General features: G+C 69.7%; 23 protein-coding genes. 12 read left to right on the top strand and 11 right to left on the bottom strand.

Going from position 1 to position 26,686, the window contains the following annotated elements:
• The first annotated feature begins 23 nt into the window (after positions 1-23).
• The 4 genes from VHC04_RS12525 to VHC04_RS12510 all read left to right on the top strand — a co-directional run bounded on the left by VHC04_RS12525 (position 24) and on the right by VHC04_RS12510 (position 6,051).
• Positions 24-1,490 (top strand): methyltransferase domain-containing protein, encoded by a 1,467-nt coding sequence (locus VHC04_RS12525; RefSeq protein ID WP_325681625.1) that lies wholly within the window; start codon positions 24-26, stop codon positions 1,488-1,490.
• Positions 1,487-3,880 carry a tetratricopeptide repeat protein gene (locus VHC04_RS12520; protein WP_325681622.1) on the top strand — a complete coding sequence of 798 codons (2,394 nt, stop codon included), beginning with the start codon at positions 1,487-1,489 and terminating at the stop codon, positions 3,878-3,880. The genes VHC04_RS12525 and VHC04_RS12520 overlap by 4 nt, the downstream gene beginning before the upstream one ends.
• A gap of 168 nt (positions 3,881-4,048) precedes the next feature.
• A complete protein-coding gene (locus VHC04_RS12515) occupies positions 4,049-4,645 on the top strand; it encodes a TetR family transcriptional regulator C-terminal domain-containing protein (protein WP_325681620.1) in 597 nt (198 codons plus the stop codon).
• The gene (locus VHC04_RS12510; protein WP_325681618.1) at positions 4,642-6,051 is read left to right on the top strand and encodes an MATE family efflux transporter; all 1,410 of its coding nucleotides are present in this window, start codon (positions 4,642-4,644) and stop codon (positions 6,049-6,051) included. Before VHC04_RS12515 ends, VHC04_RS12510 begins: the two co-directional genes overlap by 4 nt.
• A gap of 43 nt (positions 6,052-6,094) precedes the next feature.
• Here VHC04_RS12510 and VHC04_RS12505 read toward each other — a convergent pair whose 3' ends face one another.
• Genes VHC04_RS12505 through VHC04_RS12495 form a run of 3 tightly spaced genes read right to left on the bottom strand, consistent with a single transcriptional unit; the run spans position 6,095 to position 10,846 of the window.
• On the bottom strand, positions 6,095-7,108 hold the full coding sequence (locus VHC04_RS12505) for an ABC transporter substrate-binding protein (protein WP_325681616.1): 1,014 nt from the start codon (positions 7,106-7,108) through the stop codon (positions 6,095-6,097).
• A 25-nt stretch (positions 7,109-7,133) separates the two neighbouring features.
• Positions 7,134-8,771 (bottom strand): hydantoinase B/oxoprolinase family protein, encoded by a 1,638-nt coding sequence (locus VHC04_RS12500; RefSeq protein ID WP_325681614.1) that lies wholly within the window; start codon positions 8,769-8,771, stop codon positions 7,134-7,136.
• Positions 8,768-10,846: a hydantoinase/oxoprolinase family protein gene (locus tag VHC04_RS12495; protein WP_325681612.1), complete on the bottom strand. Its 2,079-nt coding sequence runs from the start codon at positions 10,844-10,846 to the stop codon at positions 8,768-8,770. The genes VHC04_RS12500 and VHC04_RS12495 overlap by 4 nt, the downstream gene beginning before the upstream one ends.
• 298 nt (positions 10,847-11,144) lie before the next feature.
• Here VHC04_RS12495 and VHC04_RS12490 point away from each other — a divergent pair, with 298 nt between their 5' ends.
• Positions 11,145-12,020 carry an MBL fold metallo-hydrolase gene (locus VHC04_RS12490; RefSeq protein ID WP_325681610.1) on the top strand — a complete coding sequence of 292 codons (876 nt, stop codon included), beginning with the start codon at positions 11,145-11,147 and terminating at the stop codon, positions 12,018-12,020.
• 125 nt (positions 12,021-12,145) lie between these two features.
• Here the strand turns inward: VHC04_RS12490 and VHC04_RS12485 are convergent, their stop codons facing one another.
• Genes VHC04_RS12485 through sodC form a run of 3 tightly spaced genes read right to left on the bottom strand, consistent with a single transcriptional unit; the run spans position 12,146 to position 14,597 of the window.
• Entirely contained in the window at positions 12,146-12,919 is a 774-nt protein-coding gene (locus VHC04_RS12485) for an SDR family NAD(P)-dependent oxidoreductase (protein ID WP_325681608.1), read from the bottom strand.
• Positions 12,916-13,992: an LLM class flavin-dependent oxidoreductase gene (locus VHC04_RS12480; protein WP_325681606.1), complete on the bottom strand. Its 1,077-nt coding sequence runs from the start codon at positions 13,990-13,992 to the stop codon at positions 12,916-12,918. Before VHC04_RS12480 ends, VHC04_RS12485 begins: the two co-directional genes overlap by 4 nt.
• A gap of 38 nt (positions 13,993-14,030) precedes the next feature.
• Positions 14,031-14,597 carry a superoxide dismutase [Cu-Zn] SodC gene (sodC, locus tag VHC04_RS12475; RefSeq protein WP_325681604.1) on the bottom strand — a complete coding sequence of 189 codons (567 nt, stop codon included), beginning with the start codon at positions 14,595-14,597 and terminating at the stop codon, positions 14,031-14,033.
• Positions 14,598-14,736: 139 nt separating this feature from the next.
• On the opposite strand from sodC, the gene VHC04_RS12470 reads away from it, so the two are divergent.
• The 4 genes from VHC04_RS12470 (at position 14,737) to VHC04_RS12455 (ending at position 18,922) form a co-directional block, all read left to right on the top strand.
• Positions 14,737-15,762 carry a homoserine O-acetyltransferase family protein gene (locus VHC04_RS12470; protein ID WP_325681602.1) on the top strand — a complete coding sequence of 342 codons (1,026 nt, stop codon included), beginning with the start codon at positions 14,737-14,739 and terminating at the stop codon, positions 15,760-15,762.
• Positions 15,763-15,863: 101 nt separating this feature from the next.
• The gene (locus VHC04_RS12465; RefSeq protein ID WP_325681600.1) at positions 15,864-16,538 is read left to right on the top strand and encodes a nitroreductase; all 675 of its coding nucleotides are present in this window, start codon (positions 15,864-15,866) and stop codon (positions 16,536-16,538) included.
• Positions 16,539-16,785: 247 nt separating this feature from the next.
• Positions 16,786-18,669, top strand: coding sequence for a ribonucleoside-diphosphate reductase subunit alpha (locus tag VHC04_RS12460; protein ID WP_325681598.1), 1,884 nt, complete (start codon positions 16,786-16,788; stop codon positions 18,667-18,669).
• Positions 18,670-18,718: 49 nt separating this feature from the next.
• Entirely contained in the window at positions 18,719-18,922 is a 204-nt protein-coding gene (locus VHC04_RS12455) for a hypothetical protein (RefSeq protein WP_325681596.1), read from the top strand.
• 333 nt (positions 18,923-19,255) lie between these two features.
• On the opposite strand, the gene gluQRS is transcribed toward VHC04_RS12455, so the two are convergent.
• Positions 19,256-20,113: a tRNA glutamyl-Q(34) synthetase GluQRS gene (gluQRS, locus tag VHC04_RS12450; RefSeq protein ID WP_325681594.1), complete on the bottom strand. Its 858-nt coding sequence runs from the start codon at positions 20,111-20,113 to the stop codon at positions 19,256-19,258.
• Positions 20,114-20,179: 66 nt separating this feature from the next.
• Here gluQRS and VHC04_RS12445 point away from each other — a divergent pair, with 66 nt between their 5' ends.
• Both VHC04_RS12445 and VHC04_RS12440 read left to right on the top strand, forming a co-directional pair.
• A complete protein-coding gene (locus tag VHC04_RS12445; protein WP_325681592.1) occupies positions 20,180-20,830 on the top strand; it encodes an alpha/beta hydrolase in 651 nt (216 codons plus the stop codon).
• Positions 20,831-20,986: 156 nt separating this feature from the next.
• Positions 20,987-21,547, top strand: a complete 561-nt coding sequence (locus VHC04_RS12440; protein WP_325681590.1) for an HNH endonuclease — start codon at positions 20,987-20,989, stop codon at positions 21,545-21,547.
• A 49-nt stretch (positions 21,548-21,596) separates the two neighbouring features.
• Here the strand turns inward: VHC04_RS12440 and VHC04_RS12435 are convergent, their stop codons facing one another.
• Entirely contained in the window at positions 21,597-22,283 is a 687-nt protein-coding gene (locus VHC04_RS12435) for a M24 family metallopeptidase (RefSeq protein WP_325681588.1), read from the bottom strand.
• Between the two features lie 145 nt (positions 22,284-22,428).
• Here VHC04_RS12435 and VHC04_RS12430 point away from each other — a divergent pair, with 145 nt between their 5' ends.
• Positions 22,429-23,328, top strand: a complete 900-nt coding sequence (locus tag VHC04_RS12430; protein ID WP_325681586.1) for an EcsC family protein — start codon at positions 22,429-22,431, stop codon at positions 23,326-23,328.
• Here VHC04_RS12430 and queA read toward each other — a convergent pair.
• The 3 genes from queA to VHC04_RS12415 are packed head-to-tail and all read right to left on the bottom strand — an operon-like array spanning position 23,280 to position 26,565.
• Positions 23,280-24,527, bottom strand: coding sequence for a tRNA preQ1(34) S-adenosylmethionine ribosyltransferase-isomerase QueA (gene queA / locus VHC04_RS12425; protein WP_408903809.1), 1,248 nt, complete (start codon positions 24,525-24,527; stop codon positions 23,280-23,282). The two genes, VHC04_RS12430 and queA, sit on opposite strands and share 49 nt — an antisense overlap.
• Positions 24,528-24,554: 27 nt before the next feature.
• Positions 24,555-24,959: a VOC family protein gene (locus VHC04_RS12420; protein WP_325681764.1), complete on the bottom strand. Its 405-nt coding sequence runs from the start codon at positions 24,957-24,959 to the stop codon at positions 24,555-24,557.
• 4 nt (positions 24,960-24,963) lie between these two features.
• On the bottom strand, positions 24,964-26,565 hold the full coding sequence (locus VHC04_RS12415) for a fumarate hydratase (RefSeq protein ID WP_325681762.1): 1,602 nt from the start codon (positions 26,563-26,565) through the stop codon (positions 24,964-24,966).
• Positions 26,566-26,686: the final 121 nt, after the last annotated feature.

Here is a 26,686-nt window from a genome sequence, read left to right as displayed (position 1 = left end):
ACCGGCTCAAAAGGAGCCCCGCCGTGGATACTGTCTGCGTTTCCCCCGAGGCCGTGACGCTGTGCCGGCGCGTGGCATCCCTGATCGAGGCCGGCCGCACCGGTGCCGCGCGTCCGCTGCTGGCGGCGGCGCGGGCCCTCGCACCGGACGGATCGCCGGAACTGGCAGTGCTGAGCGCTCGCCTGGCGTTGCGCGACGGCGACGCGGAGGCCGCGCTGCGCGGCCTGGACGACGCCATCGCCCAGGCACCCGGTCACGCCCCGCTGCACAAGGCCCGGGCGGAAGCGCATCTGAGCCGCCGGGATGCCGAGGCCGCCGCGCGGGACGCCGCCGAAGCCGTGACGCTGGACCGGTCCGACACCGAGGCAAAGGCGCTGCTGGGCAACGCGCTGCTGGCACTCGGCCGAACGGCCGAGGCCGCCGCATGCCTGGGGGAGGCAGTGGAGGACGCGGTGGGGGAGGCGGTCGCGGCGGCACCGCGGACCCTGGCGTGGCGGGAGGCGCTGGCCACGGCGCTGGAAGCCGGCGGCCAGCCCGAGGCCGCCCTCGACGTCCTGGCCCGCGGGGTGTCCCTGGCACCGTCCCATATCGGGCTGCGCAACGCCGCCATGCTGATCTGCATCCGCCAGCGTGACTTCCACGCCGCCATCCACCTGGCGGAGGAGGCGCGCGCGATCGGCATCGCCGATGCCTGCACCTTCGGCATGCAGGGCCACGCCCTCACCAGCCTGGGCGCGCACGATGCCGCCGCCCTGGCCTATGAGGAAGCGCTGAAGCTGGGACCGCACGACCCCTATGTCCGCCACCTGGCCGCGGCATCCGGCTGCATGTCCGGCACCTGGCGTGCGCCGGCGGAATACGTCACCACGGTGTTCGACGGCTATGCCGACCGTTTCGAATCCCACCTGATCACCCTGGGATACAGCGTGCCGGCGCGCATCCGCGACGCGGTGGCACGGCATCCGGCCATGCAGGCGGGCTGTCCCCTAGGGCCGGCGCTGGGGCCGGCGCTGGACCTGGGCTGCGGCACCGGGCTCATGGGCCTGGTCCTGAGCGACCTGCCGGTGGGCCCGATCACCGGCGTGGACCTCTCGCCTCGCATGCTGGCGCAGGCACGCGCCAAGGGTCTGTACGCGGATCTGCGCGAGGCCGATATCCTCGCCGTGCTGCAAGAGGAAGGGCAATGGCGCCTGATCACCGCGGCCGACGTCCTGGTCTATTTCGGCGCCCTGGAGGATGTGTTCACCGCCGTCCAGGCGCGGCTGGCGCCCGGCGGCTGGTTCGCCTTCTCGCTGGAAGCCCGGCCGCCCGGCGAGGCGGGTTGGGCGCTGCATCGCCTGGGCCGCTACGCGCATGCGGAAGCCTATGTGCGGCACGCGCTGACCGAGGCCGGGCTGTGCCTGCTGCGCTGTGACGCCCTGCCGATGCGGCGGGAGGCGGACACCCTTGTCCCCGGCCTGCTGGTCGTCGCGGAGCGTCCCGGCGCATGACCGCACGCGTACCCTGGCCGGACGGCCTCGAACTGGACCCGCCGGACCGCGAGGCGCTGGCCTCGGCCGGCGTGGCGGCCCTCGCCGAAGGACGCTTTGCCGACGCGCTGGCCATCCTGCGCCGGGCGGCGTCACCAGGCAGGCCGCCGACCGATGGGCCGTCACCGGAGGGACCGTCACCGGACGGATCATCGCCAAGCGGACCATCGCCAAGCGGACCATCGGCGGTCACCCTGCTCAACCTCGCCATCGCCGAGGACAAGGCCGGCGATCGCGCCAAGGCCCGGACGCTGATGCGGCAAATCGCCATCCGCCTGCCGGATTGGGATGAGCCGTTCCTGCGCCTGGCCGAAAGCCTGCGCGCGGATAACGATCCGGCCGGCGCCGAGGAAGCCTATCGCCACGTCCTGACCTTGCGGCCCAACCGGCCCGCCGCGCTGATCGCGCTCGGTGGCCTGCTGGTGGCGCGCAACGCGGCCAAGGAGGCACGCGACCTGCTGCTGCGTGCCTGCGGCAGCGCCCCCGGCAATCCCGAGGCGTGGTTCGTCCTCGGCCTCGCCCTGCAGATGACGGACGCGCCGTCGCAGGCGCTGTCGGCCTTCATGCGCGCCCAGGCGCTGGCGCCCGACAACCTGACATATGTGCTGTGCGGCCTCGACGCCGCCCTGCGCGCCGATGAGGCCGAGGCGGAGCTGGCGCGGCTGACGCGGCGCTGCGCCGACCAGCCGCTGAACCACGTGCCGCTCACCGGCCGCGCGGTGTTGCTGGACAAGCTGGACCGTCCGGCGGAGGCGATCGATCTGCTGGAAGCCGCAACGATCCTGGCCCCGGATGCACCGGAGCCATGGCGGCTGCTGGGGGGTCTGCTCGCCCGCACCACCCAGGCCGCTCGGGCCGAAAGCGTGCTGCGCCGAGCGGCGGAGCTGGCGCCGGACGATCCGCGGGTGGCGAACGATCACGCGGCGGTCCTGATGCGGCTGCACCGCCATGCCGAGGCACGGCGCATCCTGCGATCGGTGCTGGACCGGTCCGGTCCGCATCCGGCGCCGCTATGCAATCTGGCGAACGCCACGGTGTGCCTGGGCTTGCAGGAGGACGCGGTGGCGGTGGCGCGGCAGGCGATCGCGCTGGCGCCCGAGGCGTCGCTGCCGCGCCGCGCCTTGTGCAACGTGCTGCCCTATTGCCAGGACACAACGCCAGACATGCTGCTGGCGGCGCTGGCCGATTGCTCCGCCATCCTGCCGCGCGGACCGCGGCTGCCGCTGACCAATGCCCGCGACCCCGAGCGGCGTTTGCGGCTTGGATTGCTGTCGGGATCGTTCCGGGCGCATCCGGTGGGGTGGCTGACAGTGGCGGGGATCGAGCAGCTGGACCCGGACCGGTTCGACATCACCTGCTTCACCCGGACGATGGCGGGGGACGACCCGCTGACGCGGCGGTTCCGGACCGCCGCCGGCGCCTGGGTGGAGGTGGACCGGCTGGACGACGCGGCCTTGACCGATGTCGTGCGCGCGCGCGGCATCGACGTGCTGATCGACCTGGGCGGCTATGGCGAGGGCGGGCGCATGAGCGCCTGCGCCAACCGGCTGGCGCCCGTGCAGATCAAATGGGTCGGCATGCAGAACCACAGCACCGGCCTGCCGGAGATGGACTGGTTCCTGACCGATCGCTGGGAGACACCGGACGGTTTTGATCGATACTACACTGAAAAGCTGCTGCGCCTGCCGGATGGTTACGTCTGCTACAGTCCACCGTCGCACGCGCCCGACACGACGCCCCTGCCCGCGCTCGCCAACGGCTTCATCACCTTCGGCTGCTTCAACAACCTGGCGAAGGTCACGCCGCTCGTGATCGAGACCTGGGGCGCGATCCTGCGCCAGGTGCCAGGGTCGCGCCTGCTGCTGAAATCGCACCCGCTGACCGATCCGGCGGTGGCCCGGCGCGTGCTGGATGCCTTCGCCGCGCAGGGTATCGATGCCGGGCGGATCGCCTTGCGCGGCGCCTCGGGGCATCGCGCCTTCCTGCGCGAGCTGGCCGAGCTCGACATCGCGCTGGACCCGTTTCCGTATAGCGGCGGGCTGACGACGTGTGAGGCACTGTGGATGGGCGTGCCGACCGTGACCGTGCCGGGTCTGCTGTTCGCCGCGCGGCACTCCGCCAGCCATCTCTGCAATGCCGGGCTCGCGGACTGGGTCGCGGGGTCGCTGGAAGACTATGTGGCGCTGGCGGTGGCCCGCGCCGCCGATATCGGCGGCCTGACCGGGTTGCGGACCGGCTTGCGGCGGCAGGTGCGGCAAAGCCCGCTATGCGACGCACCGCGCTTCGGCCGGTCGCTGGGCGCGGCGCTGCGGACCACCTGGCGGGCCTGGTGCGAGGGTGCGCCGTCCTAAACATGGGTGCGAGGGCGCGCCGTCCTAAACATGGCTGCGAGGGCGCGCCGTCCTAAACATGGCTGCGACGGCGTCCCGCCCTGAGCATGGCCGCGGCGCCCCGCCCTGACCGCGGCTGCGGTCAGCCGCCTCCTTGCCATAACCCGACCGATCGGTCATGTTAACGGCATGCGACAGACCGGCACACGCGACCACCTGATCACCACGGGGCTGCAGCTCCTGCACACGCGGGGCTTTCATGCCTCCGGCGTGCAGGACATCATCCAGGCGGCCGGCGTGCCGAAAGGCACGTTCTATACGCATTTCGAGTCCAAGGAGCAGTTCGGCGCGGAGGTGCTGGGCCGCTTCTGGGAACAGCGCGCCGCCCGCACCATCGCGGTGCTCGGTGATGAGACCCGGCCGCCGCTGGCGCGGCTGAAGGCGTGGTTCGACGCCAAGGTCACGGAACGGGAGGACCGCAAGGTCCATCCCGGCTGCATGATCGGCAACTTCGCGGCGGAGCTGGCGGTCGACAGCCGGCTGGTGCGCGACCGGCTGGCCTCCATCTTCGCCGCCTGGACCACGCTGCTGGCCGCCACGATCCGGGAGGCCGTCGCGGCGGGCCAGATCACCATCGCCCTGCCGCCCGAGACCGTCGCCGCCTTCCTGGTCGACGCGTTCGAGGGGTCCGTCCTGCGCTCCAAGGTCGACCGCGACCCCACGGCGCTGCGCCGCCTGCGAGAGGTCGTCTTCACCACCATCCTCGTCGAAAAGGCCGCGGCATGAGCGCCACCATTATCGCGGTTCCGACCGACCGGTCGGATATGTCTCCGGGACAGGCCGCCCCGGCCATGGATCGCCGCACCCGAGCGCTGCTGGAAGCACCGCTGGCCGCGCTGCTGCTGCGGCTGGCGGCGCCGAATGTCCTGCTGATGCTGGCGCAGTCGGCGACCGGGCTGATCGAGACCTATTTCATCGGCAAGCTGGGCACCGATGCGCTGGCGGGCGCGTCGCTGGTGTTTCCCGGGATCATGCTGATGCAGATGATCTCCGCCGGCTCGATGGGCGGCGGCATCTCCTCGGCGGTCGCCAGGGCGCTGGGCGGCGGGCGGCGGGAGGATGCGCAGGCGCTGGTGTGGCACGCGCTGGTGATCAACGGCGCGCTGGGCCTCGTCTGCACCGTCGGGATGCTGGCCTTCGGGCCGTCGCTGTACCGGGCGATGGGCGGACATGATGCGTCACTGCAGGCCGCGCTGGCCTACTCCAATATCCTGTACGCCGGCGCGGTGCTGCTATGGGCGATGAACGCCCTGGCCAGCGTGATCCGCGGCACCGGCAACATGCTGGTGCCGGGCGGCGTGATCTGCGGCGGCGCGCTGTTGCTGATCCCGCTGTCGCCGTCGCTGATCTTCGGCCTGGGACCGTTTCCCCGGATGGGCATCGCCGGCGGCGCGACGGCCCTGCTGCTCTATTACGTGCTGGGGATCCTCCTGCAGGCCACCTATCTATGGGGCGGCCATGGCGTCCTGCGTCCGGGCTGGCCGTCGCGCCTGCGCCGGCACCTGTTCTGGGCCATCCTGCGGGTCGGCGCGCTGGCCTCCACCACCTCGATCCAGACCAACCTGACGATCATGCTGACCACCGGCATGGTCGGCGGCTTCGGCGCCGCGGCGCTGGCCGGGTTCGGCACCGGCTCGCGGCTGGAATACCTGATGGTGCCGCTGGCTTTCGGCATCGGCGGCCCGCTGGTGGCGATCGTCGGCACCAATATCGGCGCCGGCAACGTGCATCGCGCCTTGCGGGCGGCCTGGGTCGGCGGCGTGTTCGGCTTCGTGATCACCGAGGCGGTGGGCCTCGCCGCCGCGCTGTTCCCGCACGCCTGGCTGTCGCTGTTCGATACCGATCCGGCGATGCTGGCGACCGGCAGCCTGTATCTGCAAATCGTCGGTCCGTTCTACGGGTTCCTCGGCCTGGGATTGGTGCTGTATTTCGCCTCCCAGGGCGCCGGGCGGCTGATCTGGCCGGTGCTGGCGCAATTCCTGCGCCTGCTGACGGCGGTGGGCGGCAGCTGGCTGGCGCTGCGGCTGGGCAGCGGGCTGTCCACCGTGTTCCTGATGATCGGCGTCGCGCTGGCGGTGTTCGGCTGCACCGTCGCGGGGTCCATCGCCGCCGGGTCGTGGCGGCGGCGATGACGGGATCGGCAGCCTCAGGCCGTCATGGCACGACGATGAAAAATCAACTCCCCGGCAGGCCGTATGCCTCGGGGAAGAAATAGTCCTTCCACGACGTCGGCTTGACCTTCAGCGTGCCGATTTCGGCCATGAACTCCGCCTGCTTCAGCGTGTTCATCGGCACCGTGGTCCATTCCGTGTTCTTCGTCCCGGCGTCGGCGACGAAATCGACGCTGAGCTTGGAATCGCTGTCCTCGATCCAGTAGCGGGAGGCGGTGCGGATGTCGGCGCGCACGCGATCCGTCGCCTCGGTCAGCGCGTCGAACACGGCCTGGAACAGCTTCGGGTTGCGGTCATGGAACTTCCTGGTCGTGTAGGCGACTGTATAGGTCGTCGGTCCGGTCAGCTCGAAGCTGCTGGCCACGGCACGGATCTTCGGATCCTGCAATTGCTGCTGCAGGTAGGGCGGCAGGGCGACGACGCAGTTGATATCGCCGCTGCCGGTCAGCAGCGCGATCGTCGCGTCCGCCGGCGACATCACGACCGTGGCCGGGTCGAACCGGGCGAACTCCTTGATGCCATAGAGCTTCGCCGCGGCGAGCTGCACGAACACGGCCGGGGAGGACACTTTCAGCGACGGGACCGGGATCTTCTTGCACTTGCCGATATCGGCCAGCGACTTGACCTCGGGGTCATTGGTGGTCAGCGCGAAGGGCAGGGTCACCAGCGCGGTGATCGCCCGCACTTCCTGCGGCGTGTTGCGGGCCTTGGCCCACAGGGAGAACATGCCGTTCGGGCTGCCGCCCACCAGATCGACGGTATCGGACAGCAGGCCGTCATTCATCACCGACGGACCGTTGAAGCGCAGCAAGGAGACCTTCACGTCGGGAATGCCCAGCGCGGCGGCGTGCTTCTGGATCAGCTTCTCATGGTCGATCACGTTGAACTGCAGATAGCCCATGGAAAACTGGCGGGCGATCCGCACTTCCGGCACTTCGGCGCGCGCGGTAACGCCGGCGCAGGTCCCGGCGCAGGTCATGGACAGAGCGGCAAGAAGGGCCGCGACGGTTCGGCGCATGGATCGTTTCCCCGGATATTGGCGGTCAGGCCGCGCGCTCATTCGCGGCGGCCACGGCCGGTCCATAGACACGCTGCGCGGTGGCGGCGTCAATCCGTTCCTCGCGCAGGTCGCGGGCCACCGCGTCCGGCGCGCGCAGCGCCGGCGGACCGAAGCCGCCGGAGCCGCCGGTGACCACCGAAATCAGGTCGCCCTTGCGCAGCATCCCCGATCCGCGGACCAGCGTGGCGGAACAGTCGATGGCGGCGCGGCCGCCCTCCAGCCCGCCCCGCAGCCCCCACGGCGCCGACAGGATGCGCGCGCCATCGACCCGGACATGGCAGTCGTGGTCCGCTCTGTAGACGCGCCGGATCGCCATGCCGCCGCGAAATGTACCGGGCCCGCCGGAGCCGTCGACCAGCTCATAGCGCATCAGGGTCAGCGGATATTCCAGCTCCAGCGCCTCCACCGGCAGGTTGGAGGTGTTGGTCATGTGCACATGCACCCCGTCCAGCCCATCCTTGTTCCAGCGCGCGCCGGATCCGCCGCCGATCGTTTCCAGATACACCCACAATGCGCCATCCGCCGGCTGCGCGCCGGCAAAGGTGATGGAAAAGCAGGCACCGTTCGATGCCGCAATGACCTGGTGCGGCACCGCCCGCGCCAGGGCGCCGAAGATGAGGTCGACCACGCGCTGGCACAGCGATAGCCGCCCGTTGATCGCCGCCGGATGGACGCAGTGGACCACGCTGCCTTCCGGCGCCGACACGCTGAGCGGCCGAGCGAGACCGGCGTTCGGGAGGATGGTGGGATCGACGACCGTCTTGATGGCATAATAGACGGTGGACAGCAGCGCGGTCATCGTCATGTTCAGCCCGGCGCGCACCTGCGGCGGCGCATCGAAATCCAGGTGCATCGAATCGCCGCGCACGGTGATGGCGCAGGACAGGTCGAGCTCGCCCTCGATCTCGGGGCAATCGTACCTGTCCTCGAAACGATACGTGCCGTCCGGGATAGCGGCGATGCCGGCGCGCATTTTCCGTTCCGCATAGTCCAGCAGCGCGTCACCCGCCTGCAAGACCGTTGCGCGGCCGTATTTGGCGCACAGCCCCCGCAGCCGCTGCACGCCCAGGCGGTTTGCCGCCATCTGCGCCCGAAAATCCGACAGGCGTTCGCGCGGCACCTGGCAGTTCAGCAGGATCAGCTCCATCACGTCGCGCTGCAGCTCGCCAGCGCGGTACAGCCGGATCGGGGGGATTCGCAATCCTTCCTGGTAGATATGCGCGTGGCCGCGATCGGCGAAGTCGGCGTGATGCGCCAGATTCACGACCCAGGCGATCATCTCGCCGTCGACGAAGACCGGTTCGGCCAGCACGATGTCCGGCAGATGGGTGCCGCCGCCCTCATAGGCGTCGTTGCCGACGAACACGTCGCCCGGCCGCATCTCCTGGATCGGATGCCGCTTCATGATGTGCGGGATCAGGTCGAGGAAGCTGCCCAGGTGCATCGGGATGTGCTCCGCCTGGCACAGAGTCCGGCCCCGCAGGTCGAACAGCGCGGTGGAGCAGTCCCGGCGTTCCTTGATGTTGGTGGAGTAGGAGGCCTTGATGAGCGCCTCGCCCATTTCCTCGACGATGGAGGACAGGGCGCTGCCGATCACTTCGACGGTGACGGGATCGATCATTCTGCCTCCAGGATCAGGTTCCGGAATGGTTCGACGCGCGCGGTCATGCCGGGCAGGACGACGGTGGTGGCGTCCATCTGCTCGATGATCGCGGGGCCGCGCAGCCGGTTGCCGGCACGCAGCTTCGCGCGGTCATAGACCGGGCAATCGGCGGCGCCGCCGGTTTCCGGCAGCCAGACGGACCGCGTGCCGACAAGGGCGGCACTGGCGTCGGGGCCGCCATCCGGCTCCGCCGCAAAGGTTGCCTTCGGTACGATCGCCGACGCCTCCACGCGGAAGGTGACCAGCTGGATCGGCTCGTCCTCGGCGGCGAAGCCATACAGGCGCTGATGCGCGGCGGTGAACGCGGCGGCAAGGGCGTCGATGACGGCGGCTGAGGCAGACGTGGACGGCGCGCCTTCCCCCGCCAGGGCGGACGGGCACGGGATCGGCAGTTCGTAGTTCTGCCCGGCGTAGCGCATGTCCACGGTGCGGGTGATGCGGCGGTCCTCCTCCGCGATGCCTTCCCTGTCGAACCAGGCCAGCGCGCGGGCCTCCAGCGTGGCGAAGGCGTCGGTCAGGACGGCGGTGGCGGTCCCGGTCGATGGCGTCAGCCGGGTCAGCGCGAAATCGGTGCGCAGGTCGGTCAGCAGCAGGCCCATGGCGCACAGGATGCCGGGCGACACGGGCACCAGCACGCGGGAAATCTCCAGCTCCTGCGCCAGGCGCGCGGCGTGCAGCGGGCCGGCACCGCCGAACGCCACCAGCGTGTAGTCGCGCGGGTCGTAGCCACGCTGCACCGAGATCACACGGATGGCGCGGGCCATGTTGGCGGTGACGACCGAGATGATCCCCTGCGCCGTACGCATCACGTCCAGCCCCAGCCGGTCGGCCAGGCGCTGGATCGCCGCCAGCGACAGGTCGTGCCGGATCGGCATGCGCCCGCCCAGCAGCGCGGTCCGGTTCAGCGTGCCCAGCACGACATTGGCATCGGTCACGGTGGCCTGGGTCGCGCCGCGGTCGTAACAGGCCGGGCCCGGATCGGCGCCGGCACTGTCGGGACCGACCTTCAGCAGGCCGCCGGCATCAACATGGGCAATCGAGCCGCCGCCGGCGCCGACAGTATGAATGTCCAGCATCGGCGCCTTGATCGGATAGCCATGCACCATTGCCTCGCTGGACAGGCGGCAGGCGCCGCCCTCCAGCAGCGCGACATCGGTGCTGGTGCCGCCCATGTCGAAGGTGATCAGGTCGGCAAGGCCGGCCTGGCGGCCGACCTCGGCGGCGCCCACCACGCCGGTGGACGGGCCGGACAGCACGGTGCGGACCGGCAGGGTGGCGGCCTGCTCGAAGCTGATGACCCCGCCATTGGATTGCGTCATATGCGGCGCGGCGGTCATCCCCAGTTCGGCCAGGCGCCCGCTCAGGCGGCCGATATAGCGGCGCATGACGGGGCCGAGACAGGCGTTCACCACCGTGGTCGACAGACGCTCGAATTCCCGGAATTCAGGCGCCACGCGGTGGGCGATGCTGTGGAACGCGGCGGGCAGCAGCTCCGCCAGCAGGGCGGCGGCGGCCTCCTCGTGCGCCGGCCGCACGAAGCCGTACAGGAAGCAGACGGCAACCGCCTCCACCCCCGCATCGCGCAAGCGTTCCACCGCCTGGCGCAGGGCCGCGCGGTCCAGCGGCGTTTCCACCGAACCGTCATGGCGCAGCCGTTCCGGCACCGCCAGGCGCAGGTCGCGGCCGACCAGCACCGGCGGCTTGTCCGCCTGCATGTCGTACAGGTCGGGCCGCTTCTGCCGCCCGATCTCCAGCAGGTCGCGAAACCCGTCGGTGGTGATCAAGCCGGTGCGCGCGCCGCGATGCTGGATCAGCGCGTTGGTCGCCACCGTCGTGCCGTGGCCGAAATAGGCCAGCTCGGCCGGCGAGGCGCCGACGCGATCCATGCCTTCCGCGACGCCCCCGGCGATGCCGCGCGACGGATCGTCCGGCGTGGAGGGCACCTTCCACACCATGACCGTCCCGGTCGTGTCGTCGAACAGGCACACATCGGTGAAGGTGCCGCCCGAGTCCACGCCGATCCGCCACGCCATATCCGCACTCCCCCATCCGGCCACGAGTATAGGCACAAGGAACGAGCCGGGAAAAAGCCGCGCGGCCGCCGCCAGGTCCGCCGGGTCGCCCCGACCGCCGCGCGGGCCTGATGGTTGACGAGCCGCCGACCGGCACATTCCGCGCCTGTCATGCTATCCGCGTGACGAGGTGTTCGGCGGCATTGCGCCGCTGCCGCCGTAGCACGACAGCGGTCCGGCCGAGCAGCCCGCCCCTGATCTTCCGGCCGGGCGCGTGTCGGGTCATAGTCCTGCCCGACGGAACGCGAGGGAGGAGAGCATGCGGCAGATCAGGATCGGCGACGTCACCATCGACGCGGTGATCGAGCGCGAGGGACCGTGGCGGCGGCCGGAACAATTCTTTCCGATGTACGACGCGGCGGCGTGGAACCGGGCCCTGCCGGAAATGGAGCCCGAGGTGTTCAACGCCGAGCTCGGCATGATGAACGTGACCTATCAGAGCTTCGTGGTGCGGTCGCCGCGCCATACGATCCTGGTGGATACCTGCACCGGGGAGGACAAGGGCCATCCGCCGCCGTTCGACTTCCCCGGCAAGGAACGCTGGCGGAAGGAATTGTTCGCGCTGGGCGTGACCTATGAGATGGTCGACTACGTGTTCTGCACGCATCTGCACATCGACCACACGGGCTGGAATACCACCCTGCGGGATGGGCGCTGGGTGCCGACATTTCCGAACGCGAAATATATTTTCCACAAAGGTGAATATGCGGCGTGGGAAGCGGAGCATGCCAAGGGCGCCAACCCGCCGGGCACCGTGTTCCGCGACAACTGCCTGCCGATCGTGGAGGCCGGGCAGGCCCTGCTGGTCGATGACGGTTACGCGCTGGACGACCTGATCACGCTGATCCCGACACCGGGCCACTCGCCGTGCCATTGCTGCGTCGATATCACCTCACGCGGCCAGCGGGCGGTGGTGACGGGGGACATGATGCATCACGCGATCCAGTGCCGGGAGCCCGACTGGTGCCCCGGTGTCGACTGGGACCCGAAACAGGCGGCCGCGTCACGCCGGCGCTTTCTGTCCACCGTCGCCGGGACGGACACGCTGCTGCTGCCGATCCACTTCCCGGCGCCGACCGTGGGGCTGGTGACGGCGGACGGCGACCGGTTCCATTATCGTTACAAGCGGGACTGACGAAAGCAGGACAGGGTCGGGTTGACCCTGCCCTGCTTTACCAATTCTCTGATTCGAGAGCGCGATTCACGCCTTCCAACCGCCGGCTTCAGGCGATCGCGCTCTTGGGCCAGGACGCCGGCGGTTCACACCGCCGCGCGGCCGCCATCGACGAACAGGTTGGCGCCGTTGATATAGCGCCCGGCGTCGGAGCACAGCAGCATCGCCGCGCCGACCAGGTCGTCGGGCGTGCCCAGGCGCCCGGCCGGAATGCGCTGCACCAGGGCCGCGGCCTCGGTCCGCATCTGCACGCGGTTGCGCGCGGTGAGGATCGCGCCCGGCGCCAGGTTGTTCACGGTGACGCCGCGTCCGCCGAACTGGCGGGCCAGGCTGCGCGCCCAGTTGAGCTGGGCGGCCTTGCTGCCGGCATAGACCAGCATGGCGGGATGCGGACGCTCCTGCTGCACGCTGCCGATCGTCACCACCCGGCCCCAGCCGCGATCCGCCATCGGCGGCACCAGGTCCTGCAGCAGTTCCATCGTCGTGCGCAGGTTGACGGCGATCTGCCGGTCGAACCGTTCACGGGTGATAGTGACGAAATCCTCGGGCAACTCGATGGAGGCGTTCAGCACCAGGATGTCCACCGGCGCCCAGGCGGTGACCGCCGCGGCCAGATGATGGCCGGCATCGTCGCGGACGAAGTCCTGTGCGAAGGCGACGGCTGTGCCGCCCATGGCCTCGATCTCGGCGACCACGGCGGCGGCGTCATCGGCCTCCTCCGGCGTGCCGGCGTGGTGGATGGCCAGGCGAGCGCCCGCCCCGGCAAGGCCCAGGGCGATGGCCCGCCCGATCTCCCGCCGCGCGCCGGTCACCAGGGCGGTGCGGCCGGTCAGGCGGAACGCGGCAAACGGATCGGTCATGACGCCGACACCGCCGCCTTGATCCGCGCCCAGTCCTCGACGGCGGCTTCCTGGCCGGGGGTCAACTGGACGGTGAACTGCGTGTAGCCGGCGTCGCGCAGCGCCCGCACGCGGCTGACGATCTCGGCTTCCGGCGCGGTGAACGTGGTCTGCCGGATCATGTCGGCCGTGACGAAGGGCCGCTCATTGTCGCGCACCGCCATCAGGTGGCCGCGATGGTTGCCGAGGTAACGAGCCTCGGGATCATGGGAACCCCGCGCCAGCTCGACATATCTGGCGACCGGTTCGGCCAAGGATGGCGGGATGGGGGAGGTGTTCGGCAGGCCGGACAGCGCCTCATCCGCCGCGCGATGCAGCAGCACGGCCGCGCGCGGACCGGCCTGCGCCATCGCCCGCTCGCCATCGGCCGCTTCGTCCGGCCGCAGCACGCAGCCCAGGGCGAAGGCGACCGCCGACAAGGGCTGATCGCCACGCCCGGCCTTGCGCCAGCTTTCCTGCATCGCCGCCAGCGCCTTGTTGCCGCCGGCCACGTCGCCGACGAAGTTCAGCCAGCCGGCACCCAGCTTCGCGGTCAGCGCCTGCGCGCGCGGCCCATAGGCCGACACGTGCAGCGCCACCGGGTCGGCCAGGTTGATCAGCCGCAATTCGGGATTCAGGAAGGCGATCCTCCGCCGCCTGCCTTCCACCGTGTAGTCAACGGTCTCACCCCGCAGCAACGCCATGACGACACGGATATACTCCTCCATGTCGGACAGCTTCATCGCCCCCAGGCCCATGGTGCGGCGGCCGGTGAAGCCGGTGCCGACGCCGAAATCGATCCTGCCTTGTGCCAGCAGGTTCAAGGAGGCGAAGGCATTCGCCGCCACCGGTGCGATGCGGTTGGACGGGATCAGCACCCCGGTGCCAAGGCGGATCCTGGAGGTCTGGATCGCCGCCGCGCCCATGGCGACGAAGCAGTCCGCGCACAGCATCTGCGTGTCGTAGAACCAGGCATGGGAGAACCCCAGTTCCTCGGCCCGTTTCACCACCTTCCAGCTATCCGCGGCGGTCGCGACGGCGATACCGAATTGCATGATCGTTTCCTTTGTTATCAGACTATCCGGCTACCGGACTATTTCGGTATCACGCCGCAGGCGAGGCGCAGGCCCCCGCCGCCCAGCGGCGCGGGCTGGTCGCTGTAGTTGTCGCCGCCGACATGGATCATCAGGGAGCGGCCGTGCAGATCATCGATCGACTTGATGTGCGGCGCGCCCAGGGTCTGGTTCGCGGTGCCGTCGGCCCCCACGTCCAGCACCGGCAGGTCGCCCTTGTGGCCCTCACCCTCCGGCCCGGCATGCTTGCCCGTCATCGCCGGATCCCAATGGCCGCCGGCGGCGCCGGCCGGAATCCGCACGCCATTGGCCAAGGTGGGCATGCAGCTGCCGTTCTGGTGGACGTGGAACCCGTGCGGACCGGGCGGCAGGCCGTGCAGGGCCAGCTTGAACTGGGCGCCCTGCGGCGATCCGGTGATGGTGATGCTGCCGACCGGTTCGCCGACCCCCTCCGGCGTGGCCTTGAACATCGGCACGGTGATGGCATCCGCGGCCCACGCGGCGCCTGGCATGGCGCCCGGCATGGCGCCCGACACGGCGGCGGATAACGCCAGGGCGGCGAGCAGGGTACGTCCGATCGTTCGCATCGTCTGGATCTCCTGTGATCACGAAAGTCTATCCGATCCGCGCGGCGTGGCATGGATCGGCGACCGAAAGCCGAACCGGCTGATTCGCATGCCGCGCCGGTCAGTGGCAACCTGCGGGTGCAGCGAAAGAGGGATCGCCATGGCCGATATCGTGCGAGATCAGTTCACCTTTGCCGATTTCCGGCTGGACAGCGGGGCGGTGCTTCCCTCGGTCACCCTGGCCTATGTGACGCGCGGACGGCTGGCGCCGGATGGCCGCAATGCGGTCCTGGTCACGCACGGCTACACCAGCGGACCGCAGATGATCGAGCCGGGCGCCGGCTCCTCGGAAGGGGCCTGGAGCACGCTGGTCGGCCCCGGCGCGCCGATCGATACGGACCGCACCTTCGTCGTGTCCTCCAACATGCTGGGATCCAGCTACGGATCGACCAACGCGGCGTCGATCGATCCACGGACCGGGAAACCGTACGGCTCCGCCTTCCCGGCGATCACCGTGCAGGACATCGTCCGGGCGCAGATGCGGCTGCTGGAGCACCTGGGGGTGACGCATCTGCGCGCCGTGGTGGGGCCGTCCTATGGCGGGTTCCAGGCGTTCCAGTGGGCGGTGACCTATCCGGACTTCATGGATGGCGTGGTGCCGGTCGTCACTTCGCCGCTGCCGCCGCAATCGGACCGGGTCGAGGGGCTGCTGGCGTGGTTCCAGCCCGACCCGAACTGGAACAACGGCGACTATTATGAGACGGGCGGGGTGAAGGAGACGCTGACCCGGCTGCGGATCGACACGCTGACCCGCTATGGCCTGCGCGACAGCCTGGCCAGGACGTTCGACGATCCGGACGCGGAACTGCGGCGGATCGCCTCGGCCTGGGCCGAGGTGTTCGACGCCAACTCGCTGTTCATCCTGGGGCGCGCGATGCACGCCTATGACGTCACGCGCGACTACGGGCGGATCAAGGTGCCGGTGCTGTATGTGCTGTCGCGGACCGACGCGCTGTTCCCGCCGAGCCTGGCGCCGGTGGTGATGGAGGGTCTGGCGAAAGCGGGGGTCGATGCCGTGTATGAGGAGATCGACAGCGACCACGGCCACCTGGCATCGGGGGCGGATGCCGATAAATGGGCGCCGGCGCTGCGGGCGTTCATGGCGAGGCTGGAACCACGGGGATGACGCGTTGAGCACGGCACTTTGCGCACGACACCTTGAGCACGACACCTTGAGCACGACGCCGCGAGACCGGCACGGCAGTGCCGCAAAAGGGTTGCTTCCGCATGACCATGGCTGACGACGCGATCACTTCCCGCCGCTCGATCCGGCGCTTTCTGGATACGCCGGTGCCGGCCGCGACCGTGGAGGCGATCCTGGACGTCGCGGCCCGCGCGCCCAGCGGCACCAACATGCAGCCCTGGCGGGGCTACGTCTTGGCGGGGGCGGCGAGGCAGCGCCTGGTGGACGCCGTGCAGGCGGCGTTCGACGCGGCCGAGCCGGGGCACACGCAGGAGGTGCAATACTATCCGGACGCATTCTTCGAACCCTATCTTGGCCGGCGCCGTACCGTCGGCTGGGGGCTGTACGGCCTGCTGGGGATCACCAGGGGCGACGCGGCCGGGATGCGGGCGCAGCACCGGCGCAACTTCCAGTTCTTCGATGCGCCGGTGGGCATGATCTTCACCATCGACCGGCGGCTGGCGACCGGGTCCTGGCTGGATTACGGCATGTTCCTGCAGAACGTCATGACCGCCGCCCGCGCCCGCGGCCTGGACACCTGCGCGCAGGCCGCGTGGTCGCACTACCACAAGGCGATCCGCCCGGTGCTGGACCTGCCGCCCGAGGACGTCGTGGTCTGCGGCATGGCGCTGGGCTACGCCGACCCGGATGCGCCGGAGAACCACCTGGTGACCGAACGGGCGCCCGCCCGCCTGTTCATGCGGTTCGACGGATTCTGAGCCCGTCCAGGGCCGGGGGGCGTGCACCGTTCCGCCACTCCGGACACCGCCGCCACGCTTCTGCTTGCGTTCGATCCTCGATCGGCCGAACATCGCATGAACAACAGGAGAACCGTGGCGGCAACGCAACAGAGTCAGGATTTAGTGCCGTCAGCACCCGTCGCTTGCTATATCTGGTTTGAGCCGACTCGATCGGTCCTGTCAGGAGAATGCCACGCGAATGATGCCGCCGAGGGAACCCGACACCATGGATACTCTGTTGGAAGCCGCCGTTCTCGACGCGGTTCAAATGCCCGGGCGCACCATGGTGCGGGTCGACCGTTCCCGCGACGTGCTGCTGACCGAGTTCGGCAAGGCCACCCTGACCGACCGCTACCTGATGCCGGGGGAGGAGTTCCAGGACCTGTTCGCCCGCGTCGCCTCCCAGTACGGCGACGACCAGGCGCACGCCCAGCGCATCTATGACTACATGAGCAGGCTGTGGTTCATGCCGGCCACCCCCGTGCTGTCGAATGGCGGCACCAATCGCGGCCTGCCGATCTCCTGCTTCCTGAACGAGGCGTCGGACAGCCTGGAAGGCATCGTCGGGCTGTGGAATGAGAATGTCTGGCTCGCCTCGAAGGGCGGCGGCATCGGCTCCTATTGGGGCAATCTCCGCTCGATCGGGGAGAAGGTGGGTGCGGTCGGCAAGACCTCGGGCGTGATCCCGTTCATCCGGGTGATGGATTCGCTGACACTGGCGATCTCCCAGGGTTCGCTGCGGCGCGGATCGGCGGCGGTATACCTGCCGGTGTGGCACCCCGAGATCGAGGAGTTCATCGAGATCCGCCGCCCCACCGGCGGCGATCCGAACCGCAAGGCGCTGAACCTGCATCACGGCATCCAGATCCCCGACGCGTTCATGCGCGCGGTGGAGACGGACGGCCAGTGGACGCTCCGGTCCCCCAAGGACAACAGCCCGGTCCGCACCATCTCCGCCAGGGCGCTGTGGATCCGCATCCTCACCGCTCGGATCGAGACGGGCGAACCCTACCTGGTCTTCTCCGACCACGTGAACAATGCGCGGCCGGAGCATCACAAGCTGGCCGGGCTGGAGGTGAAGACCTCCAACCTGTGCAGCGAGATCACGCTGCCGACCGGGCTTGACCACCTGGGCAGGGAGCGGACCGCCGTCTGCTGCCTGTCCAGCCTGAACCTGGAGAACTGGTTCGAGTGGGAAAACCATCCGACCTTCATCGAGGACGTGATGCGTTTCCTGGACAACGTGCTGCAGGACTTCATCGACCGCGCGCCGCCCGGCATGGAGAAGGCGCGCTACGCGGCGATACGGGAGCGGTCGGTCGGCCTGGGCGTGATGGGCTTCCACTCATTCCTGCAAGCCAATGGCGTGCCGTGGGAAAGCGTCGTCGCCAAGGTGTGGAACAAGCGCATCTTCAAGCATATCCGCGACAAGGCGGATGCGGCGTCGGTCAAGCTGGCGGAGGAACGCGGCGCCTGTCCGGACGCCGAGGAATATGGCGTGACAGAGCGGTTCAGCCACAAGCTGTCGATCGCGCCGACGGCATCGATCTCCATCATTGCCGGCAACTCCTCGCCGGGGATCGAGCCGATCGCCGCCAATGTGTTCCTGCAGAAGACGCTGTCGGGCAGCTTTTCCGTGCGCAACCGGCATCTGCAGAAGCTGCTGGCGGAAAAGGGCCGGGACACGGACGAGGTCTGGTCGTCGATCACGACGACGCAGGGCAGCGTGCAGCACCTGGATTTCCTGGATGAGCACGAGAAGGCGGTGTTCAAGACCGCGTTCGAGCTGGATCAGCGCTGGGTGGTGGAGCATGCGGCCGATCGCGCGCCGTTCATCTGCCAGAGCCAGTCGGTGAACGTGTTCCTGCCGGCGAACGTGCACAAGCGGGACCTGCACCAGATCCATTTCCAGGCCTGGAAGAAGGGCCTGAAATCGCTGTACTACTGCCGCAGCCTGTCGCTGGCGCGGGCCGATACGGTCAGCGAGAAGGCGGTGGCGCCGCAGGCCTTCCTGCTGGCAAAGAGCCGCGACCTGGCGCCGGAGATGCCGCTGGCGGCGGCATCCGCGGAAACGAGCACGGATTATGAGGAATGCCTGGCCTGCCAGTAACCGGCCGCCGGCGCACGCGGACCTGATCGCGGCGCACACGCCAGGACGCATGGAACCCGAGGCCGGGCCTCGGGTGCGCCAGGGGCTGCGCCGCGTCATCGGCCTGATGGCCATGGTGGCTGTGGCGAGCCTGCCGGCCGCATGTTCCGATCAACGGCCCTCGGCGGATGCCGGCGCGCCCGCGGGGCCGGCGCCCGGCACCGTGGCCGTGCACATGAACGGCGCGATGACCAGCACCTTCACGATCCGGTAGCGGATGGGATCGGGGGACTGAAAGCCGCGGCAGGTTCCATGCCGTCAGCACGCCCGCGTGGCCTTGACGGCCGCTGTCAGCGGCACCGCCCCGGCGCAGGCGGCGACGACCTCCATGCCGCGAACGACGTCCACACCTCCATCGAAATGGTTTCGCCGGAAGCGCTCCGACGGCTGCTGGCTCGAGGCGTGGCTCTCGAGGCGTGGCTGATGTATTTGGCGCCGACCGGCCTGGCGGCGGCCTGGAAGGCGAGCAGCTCCTGCGATGCCGCCGCCACCGTTCGCCTGCCGTGACGAGAGACCAGACAGGGGCGATGTGGCACCGTTCCCGGCCTCAGCCCATACCGAGCCCCGCCGAGGCCAGCGCCAGGACCGAAGCCGCCGTCATCCCGGCCTCCCGCATCGACCGCAGCGTCGCGGCCTTGTCCCGCTTGGCCAGGCGGCGCCCCTCGGCGTCGAGCAGCAACCCGTGATGCGCGTAGACCGGCTCCGGCCAGCCCATCAGCACCTGCAGCAGGCGGTGGATATCGGTCGCCGGCCGCAGATCCGCGCCTCGCGTCACCAGGGTCACGCCCTGCAATGCGTCATCATGCGTCACGCACAGGTGGTAGGAAGCGGGGGCGTCCTTGCGGCCCAGAACGACGTCGCCGAAACGCTCGGGATCGCAGGCGATCGTCCCCTGCCCCAGTTCGCGGAACGTCAGCCTCCCGGCCCGAACCAGCGCCGCCACCATGTCCAGGCGCAGGGCGAAGCGCTCGCCCGCCGCGATCCGGTCCCCGCGCGCGGCCGGCGACAGCGCGCGGCACGTGCCGGGATAGACCAGGCTGCCATCCGGCGCGTGGGGGGCGGTGGCACTGTCCGCCACCTCCCGCAAGATATCGGCGCGGGTGCAGAAGCAGGGATACAGCAGCCCTTCGGCGGCCAGCCGGTCCAGCGCGGCCCGGTAGGCCTCCAGATGCTCCGACTGCACCCGCACCGGACCATCCCAGGTCAGGCCGAGCCAGGTGAGGTCGTGCCGGATGGCTTCGGCATAGGCCGGACGGCAGCGGGTCGGGTCGATATCCTCCAGCCGCAGCAGGAACCGTCCGTCCGGGACCGCGCGCGCCTGGCGCCACGCGAACAGCGCCGACGCGGCGTGGCCCAGATGCAGGAAACCGGTCGGGCTGGGGGCGAAGCGGGTGGTGACGGACATCACGGATGATGGACAGGCAGGCTGGGCGAGCTTACCTCGGCTGGCGGAGAAACAGGAGACAGCACGATGCCGACGCTCGATGCCATCCATTTCGGTCCGGCTTCCAAGGCGGCATCACGGCAGCTCGTCGTGTTGTGCCACGGGCTGGGCGCGGATGCGCATGACCTGATCGACCTGGGCCATGCCTGGGCGCAGGCCTGCCCGGACGCGCTGTTCGCGGCGGTGGACGCGCCCTTCGTCTGCGATTTCGGCATGGGCCGCCAGTGGTGGAGCGTCGCCGACCGCACGCCCGCCGTCATGGAGGCCGGGGTCCGGGCCGCGGCGCCCTATCTGCACGGCTTCCTGGATGCGGAGCTGGCGCGGCTGGGCCTGCCGCCCGATGCCTATGCGCTGATGGGGTTCAGCCAAGGCGCGATGATGGTGCTGTTCGCCGGGCTGCGCCGCCCTGTCCCGCCGCGCGCCATCCTGGCCTTTTCCGGCGCCCTGGTGGCCCCCGGGTCGCTGTCGGCCGAAAAGACGGCGCCGTCCCCGCCTGTCCTGCTGGTGCATGGCGAGGCGGACGACGTCGTGCCCGCCATCCGCTCCCGCGACGCCGAGACAATGCTGCGCGCCGCCGGCGTGACGGTGGAGGCGCACTTCATTCCGGGCCTGGGACACGGCATCGACGATACCGGCATTGCCTTGGGGGCGCTGGCGCTGCAGCGCGGATTTTCGTGACGAATCAATGACGTCGCCGCGGTCGCGCGAAGGGTGGGTTGCGGCCCGGCGTGCGCTCTGCCATAGAGGCGCCCGGACTTCGGCGGCGCTGCATGTGGCGATTCGAGGATACCCGGACGCCCAGGCGATGCGCTCCCGATCGGTAGGGAGTAGCTTTTGCCTGACGGCGGATCGCATTTCCCGGCTCTCGTTCTGAACGCGGACTTCCGTCCGCTGTCCTACTTTCCGCTGTCCATCTGGTCCTGGCAGGACGCCGTCAAGGCGGTGTTCATGGACCGCGTCTCGGTGCTGAGCGAATATGAGACCGAGGTGCATTCGCCGTCGCGCACGATGCGCCTGCCCAGCGTGATCGCGTTGAAGGACTATATCCCCTCGGCGCGGCGCCCGGCCTTCACACGGTTCAACGTGTTCCTGCGCGACGCGTTCCACTGCCAGTATTGCGGGGACCGGTTCCCGACACCCGACCTGACCTTCGACCACGTCATCCCGCGCTGCCGCGGCGGCCGCACGACATGGGAGAATGTCGTGACCGCGTGCGGCGCGTGCAACCTGCGCAAGGGCTCGCACCTGCCGCGGGAGATCCGGATGTTCCCGCGCACCACCCCGCGCCAGCCGACGACATGGGAGCTGCAGGATAACGGGCGGGCCTTCCCGCCGAACTACCTGCATGAGAGCTGGCGCGATTATCTGTACTGGGATAGCGAGCTGGATAGCTGATCACCGTCGAACGGGGTGTGCGCGGCGTCGGGCGGATGCCGCGCGCGGTTCAGCCCGGCACCAGCAGGCGTTCGTAAAATCCGCCGAACGTCCGTGCCCGGTCGATCAGGTGCACCTCCAGAATCCAGTATTTCGTCCCGCCGGTCGCATCCGGATCACGCAGCCTGGTGGGGTTGTCGGCGCTGATGCGATAATGGTCGCGGTCACCGGGCAGGCGCGCATGCGGGAATTCGCCCACGATGTGCCCGGCGATCCTGCCGCCGAACAGCCAGCCGGATGCCTCGGCGCAGCGCTGGGCAAACTGGTACAACTGCGCACCGGTCAGGTCCGGGTCCTCGTCGAACCTGGCTTTCAGCCGGTCGAACATGACCGGCAGGTCCTGGCACAGGCGGTGCTTTTCCGGGTCCGGCCCGATCGCGTAGCTGCGGCCGACATCGGCCTCCCACGCCTCGAACACCGGCCCCAGATCCAGGAACACGGTATCGTCGGCGCCGATCGTCCGCACCGGCGGATCCTCCGCCGCGATGCGCAGCGTGTTGGGGCCCGAGCGGACGATGCGCTTGTGCCAGTGCTGGCGTACACCGAAACGATCCCGTGCCAGCGCGAAGATGTCCCGCTCGACATCGTGCTCGCTGCGGCCGGCGGCGATCAGGCCATCCGCCTCGATCGCATCCAGCAGGGCCATCGCCTGTCCCTCCGCCTCGATCAGCGCCGCCAGGCGCGCATCCTGCTGCATCTCATCGCCTCCTGTTCCGCCCGCACGGTCCCACCGCCAGCCGCGCGCCGCAAGCACACATCACCAGCCGCCCGCGTCCCCGACTCTTTCAAACCCGTCCCGTCCTGCCCACATCTCCGCTCGGCCGGAGATGCCGGAGGATTTCGTGGACGACACCGCCTGGACCCCATCCAATGCCTGCGCCGCGCTCGACGAGGCCGATCGCCAGATCCTGGCGCAGGCGGCAACCCGGCTGCTCGATGCCAAGGGCATCACCATCAAGGTGGCCGAACAGATCGGCGGGGTGGCCGCCTGGGCGGGACGGATGCTGCCGCGGGCGATTTCCAGCAAGGTCGAGGCAATCCTGTACGACATGCTGTGGGACTTCCAGTCCGGTGCCATGGCCGGCCTGGACAAGGATGCCCAGGGCGACCGCTGGGGCTGGCTGCACAAGACGCTGGGCCTGGTCAGCGGCGCGACCGGCGGGCTCGCCGGGCTGCCCGGACTGATCTGGGACATCCCCGTCACCACCACCATGATCATGCGCTCCGTCGCCGATATCGCCCGGTCCTTCCCGGGCGAGGACATCACCGCCGACGACACCAGGCGCGCCTGCATCGAGGTGTTCGCCATGGGGAGTCCGCTGCAGGAGGATGACGAGGCCGATTTCGGCTACTGGGCCGCCCGCGCGGGGCTCAGCCGCATCACCGACGCCACGGTGCAGCGGTTCATCCGCGTCGCCGCCTCCCGCTTCGGGATCGCCGTGTCGGACAAGCTGCTGGCGCAGGCGGTGCCGGTGATCGGCGGCGTGATGGGCGCGACGCTGAACTATGCGTTTATCGACTATTACCAGGAGATGGCACGGGTGCATTTCGCGGTCCGCGACGTGGAGCGCCGCGCCGCCGATCCGTCGGCCATCCGCCCCTGCCTCGCCGAGATCGTGCAGGCGGCGCGGTCACGCCGCGGGCTGCAGCCGGGTGCCGAGCGGCGGGGTGCCAAGCGGTGGGCGCCGTCACCTCAGCGGCGGATCGGCGCGGCCGGCTCCAGCAGGCAGGCATCGCCATAGGAGTGGAAGCGGTACCCCGCCGACACGGCGTGGGCATAGGCGGCCAGCATGCGTTCGCGGCCGGCGAAGGCGGAAACCAGCATCAGCAGGGTGGAGCGCGGCAGGTGGAAATTGGTCACCAGCCGGTCCACCGCCTTGAACCGGTAGCCCGGCAGGATGAACAGGTCGGTCTCGCCGCTCCAGGCTGACAGCGTTCCGTCCGCGGCGGCGGCGCTTTCCAGCAGGCGCAGGCTGGTGGTGCCGACCGCGACCACGCGTCCCCCCGCCGCCCTGGCCGCGTTGATGGCGGCGGCGGCCTCGGCGGTGATGACGCCGCGTTCGGCGTGCATGCGATGGTCGGCCACCTGGTCGACGCGCACCGGCAGGAAGGTGCCGATGCCGACATGCAGGGTGACAGTGGCACGCCGGATGCCGGCGGCGTCCAGTTCGGCCAGCAGGCGCGGGGTGAAATGCAGGCCGGCGGTGGGCGCGGCGACGGCACCTTCCTGGCGGGCAAAGACGGTCTGGTAGTCCTGGGCGTCACTGGGGAGGGGACCGGATGGGCGGTCGATATAGGGCGGCAGGGCAAGGACGCCGGCCTGGCGGAAGGCGTCCATCAGCGCCTCGCCATCCAGGCTGAAGCGCAGGCCGAGGCTGCCATCCGGTGCCTTCTCGACGACGGTGGCGGTCATGACCACCTCCCCGGTCGTCCCCTGGTTGGCGGCCCCCTGGGTGGCAGCCCCCTGGGTGGCAGCCCCCTGGGTGGCGGCCCCCTGGGTGGCAATCCCGTGGGTGGCAGCCTCTTCCATGGCGCTCTCCTCGGCGGCCACGCGGGCAACCGGGCGGCCGGCCCCCTCGGCCCCGCGGGGGGCGGCGCCGATGACCGACAGGATGTCGCCGGGACGCACGCGGCGGGCGTTGCGGGCCAGCGCCTTCCACGCCCCGTCGGGGCGCGGCCGGTCCAGCGTCAGGCCGATCACCGCGTTGCCCCGGCGAGCGGTGAGCTGGGCCGGAAAGACGCGGGTGTCGTTGACGACCAGGATGTCGCCCCGCCGCAGCAGGCCGGGCAGGTCACGGATGGTGCGGTCCGCCAGCCCGCCCGCCACGCCCGCCTGGCGTACATGCAGCAGCCGCGCCGAATCGCGCGGCCGCGCCGGATGATGCGCGATGCGGTCCGGCGGAAGCTCGTAGTCGAAATCGGCGAGCGTCAGGCCGGTCATGCCGGCCACCGGACGCCAGGCCGGCGCTTACGCGGTCTGATAGGAGGAGATCTCCACCAGGTTGCCGTCCGGATCACGGCAATAGACCGACAGGATCGGTCCCAGCGCGCCGGCCCGCTCGACGGGGCCCTGGACGATCTGCACGCCATGGTCGTGCAGATGACCGACCACCTCGTCCGGCGGCACCGCGGTGATGAAGCAGACATCACCGGCCCCCGCCTGGGTGCAGAGGCCGGTCGGCCAGGAGCGTTCATCGGCGTCCATCGGCCGCAGATTGATCTTCTGGCCGCCGAATTTCAGCGCCACGCGGGCGTTGCCGGGACCGAAATCCTCCCGCTCCACGCCCAGGACGCGCTGATACCAGGCGGCGGCGATCTCCACGTCCTTCACGTTCAGGACGATGTGGTCGATGCGGTCGACGGTGAAGCGCATCGTCTCAGCCCAGCCCGTCGTAGAAATCATGGCCCTTGTCGTCGACGACGATGAAGGCGGGGAAATCCTCCACCTCGATCCGCCAGACCGCCTCCATCCCCAGTTCGGGGAATTCCAGCACCTCGACCTTCCGGATGCAGTCCTGCGCCAGCCGCGCCGCCGGGCCACCGACGGAACCGAGGTAGAAGCCGCCATATTTCCGGCAGGCATCGCGCACCGCCTTGGACCGGTTGCCCTTGGCCAGCATGACCAGGGAGCCGCCGGCGGCCTGGAACGCCTCCACATAGGAGTCCATGCGACCGGCCGTGGTCGGGCCGAAACTGCCCGTCGGCATGCCGGCCGGCGTCTTGGCCGGGCCGGCGTAGTAGACCGGGTGGTTCTTGATGTAGTCCGGCAAGGGCTGGCCGTTGTCCAGCCGCTCCTGCAGCCTGGCATGGGCGATGTCGCGCGCCACCACCATCGTGCCGGTCAGCATGACGCGTGTCCTCACGGGCAGTTTCGACAGGGTCGCGCGAATCCGGTCCATGGGCTGGTTCAGGTCGATGGCGACCGCCTCGCCGCCCAGGTGCTCATCGGTCGTCTCCGGCAGGTATTTGGCCGGATCGGTCTCCAGCTGCTCCAGGAACACGCCCTCGGGGGTGATCTTCGCCTTGATCTGCCGGTCGGCGCTGCAGGACACGCCGATGCCGACCGGCAGGGAGGCGCCATGCCGCGGCAGCCGCACCACCCGCACGTCATGGCAGAAATATTTCCCGCCGAACTGCGCGCCGATGCCGGTCTGGCGGGAGATCTCCAGCACCTGCCGTTCCATCGCCAGGTCGCGGAAGGCGTGGCCGGACCGGCCGCCCTGCGTCGGCAGCGCGTCCAGCCATTTGGTGGAGGCGAGCTTCACCGTCTTCAAGGTGGTTTCGGCGGAGGTGCCGCCGATCACGATCGCCAGGTGATAGGGCGGACAGGCCGAGGTCCCCAGCGTCCTCATCTTGGTTTCCAGGAATTTCGCGATGCTGGCCGGCGACAGGATCGCCCGGGTCTCCTGGAACAGGAAGGTCTTGTTGGCCGATCCGCCCCCCTTGGCGACGAACATCAGATGGAATTCGTCGGCGTGGTGCTCGCCCGGCGCGGCATAGATGTCGAACTGCACCGGCAGGTTGTTGCCGGTGTTGACCTCCTCGAACATGGTCAGCGGCGCCATCTGCGAATAGCGCAGGTTGGTCTCGGTATAGGTGCGATGCACGCCCCAGGACAGCGCCTCCTCCTCGTCGCCGTCGACCCAGACCCGCTGGCCCTTCTTGCCGAAGACGATGGCGGTGCCGGTGTCCTGGCACATCGGCAGCACGCCGCCGGCGGCGATATTGGCGTTCTTCAGCAGGTCCAGCGCGACGAAGCGGTCATTGTCGCTGGCCTCGGGGTCGTCCAGGATCGCCCGCAGCGACGCGAGATGCGCCGGGCGCAGCAGGTGCGACACCTCGTGGAAGGCACGGAAGGCCAGTTCGGACAGCGTGTCGGGGGCGATGCGCAGCACCGTCCTGCCCTCGACGCTGATCGTGCGCACGCCCTCGATCGGCAGCTTGCGCCAGGGTGTACCGTCCTCGCCCAGCGGGAACATGGTGGAGAACTGGAACGTATCGGGGCGGTGGGCAGGTGAGTCCACGGCGTCGGTCCTTCTGCGACGCGCAGGCGCGGCAACCGCCCAGGCGGCGGGCCGGCGCTGCGCCGGTGGGGTCATC

The sequence above is a fragment of the Rhodopila sp. genome (assembly GCF_035548095.1).
Classification (GTDB): Bacteria; Pseudomonadota; Alphaproteobacteria; order Acetobacterales; family Acetobacteraceae; genus Rhodopila.
The sequence above is the reverse complement of the archived record's forward strand: the minus strand, read 5'-3'. Positions and strand labels throughout refer to the sequence as shown.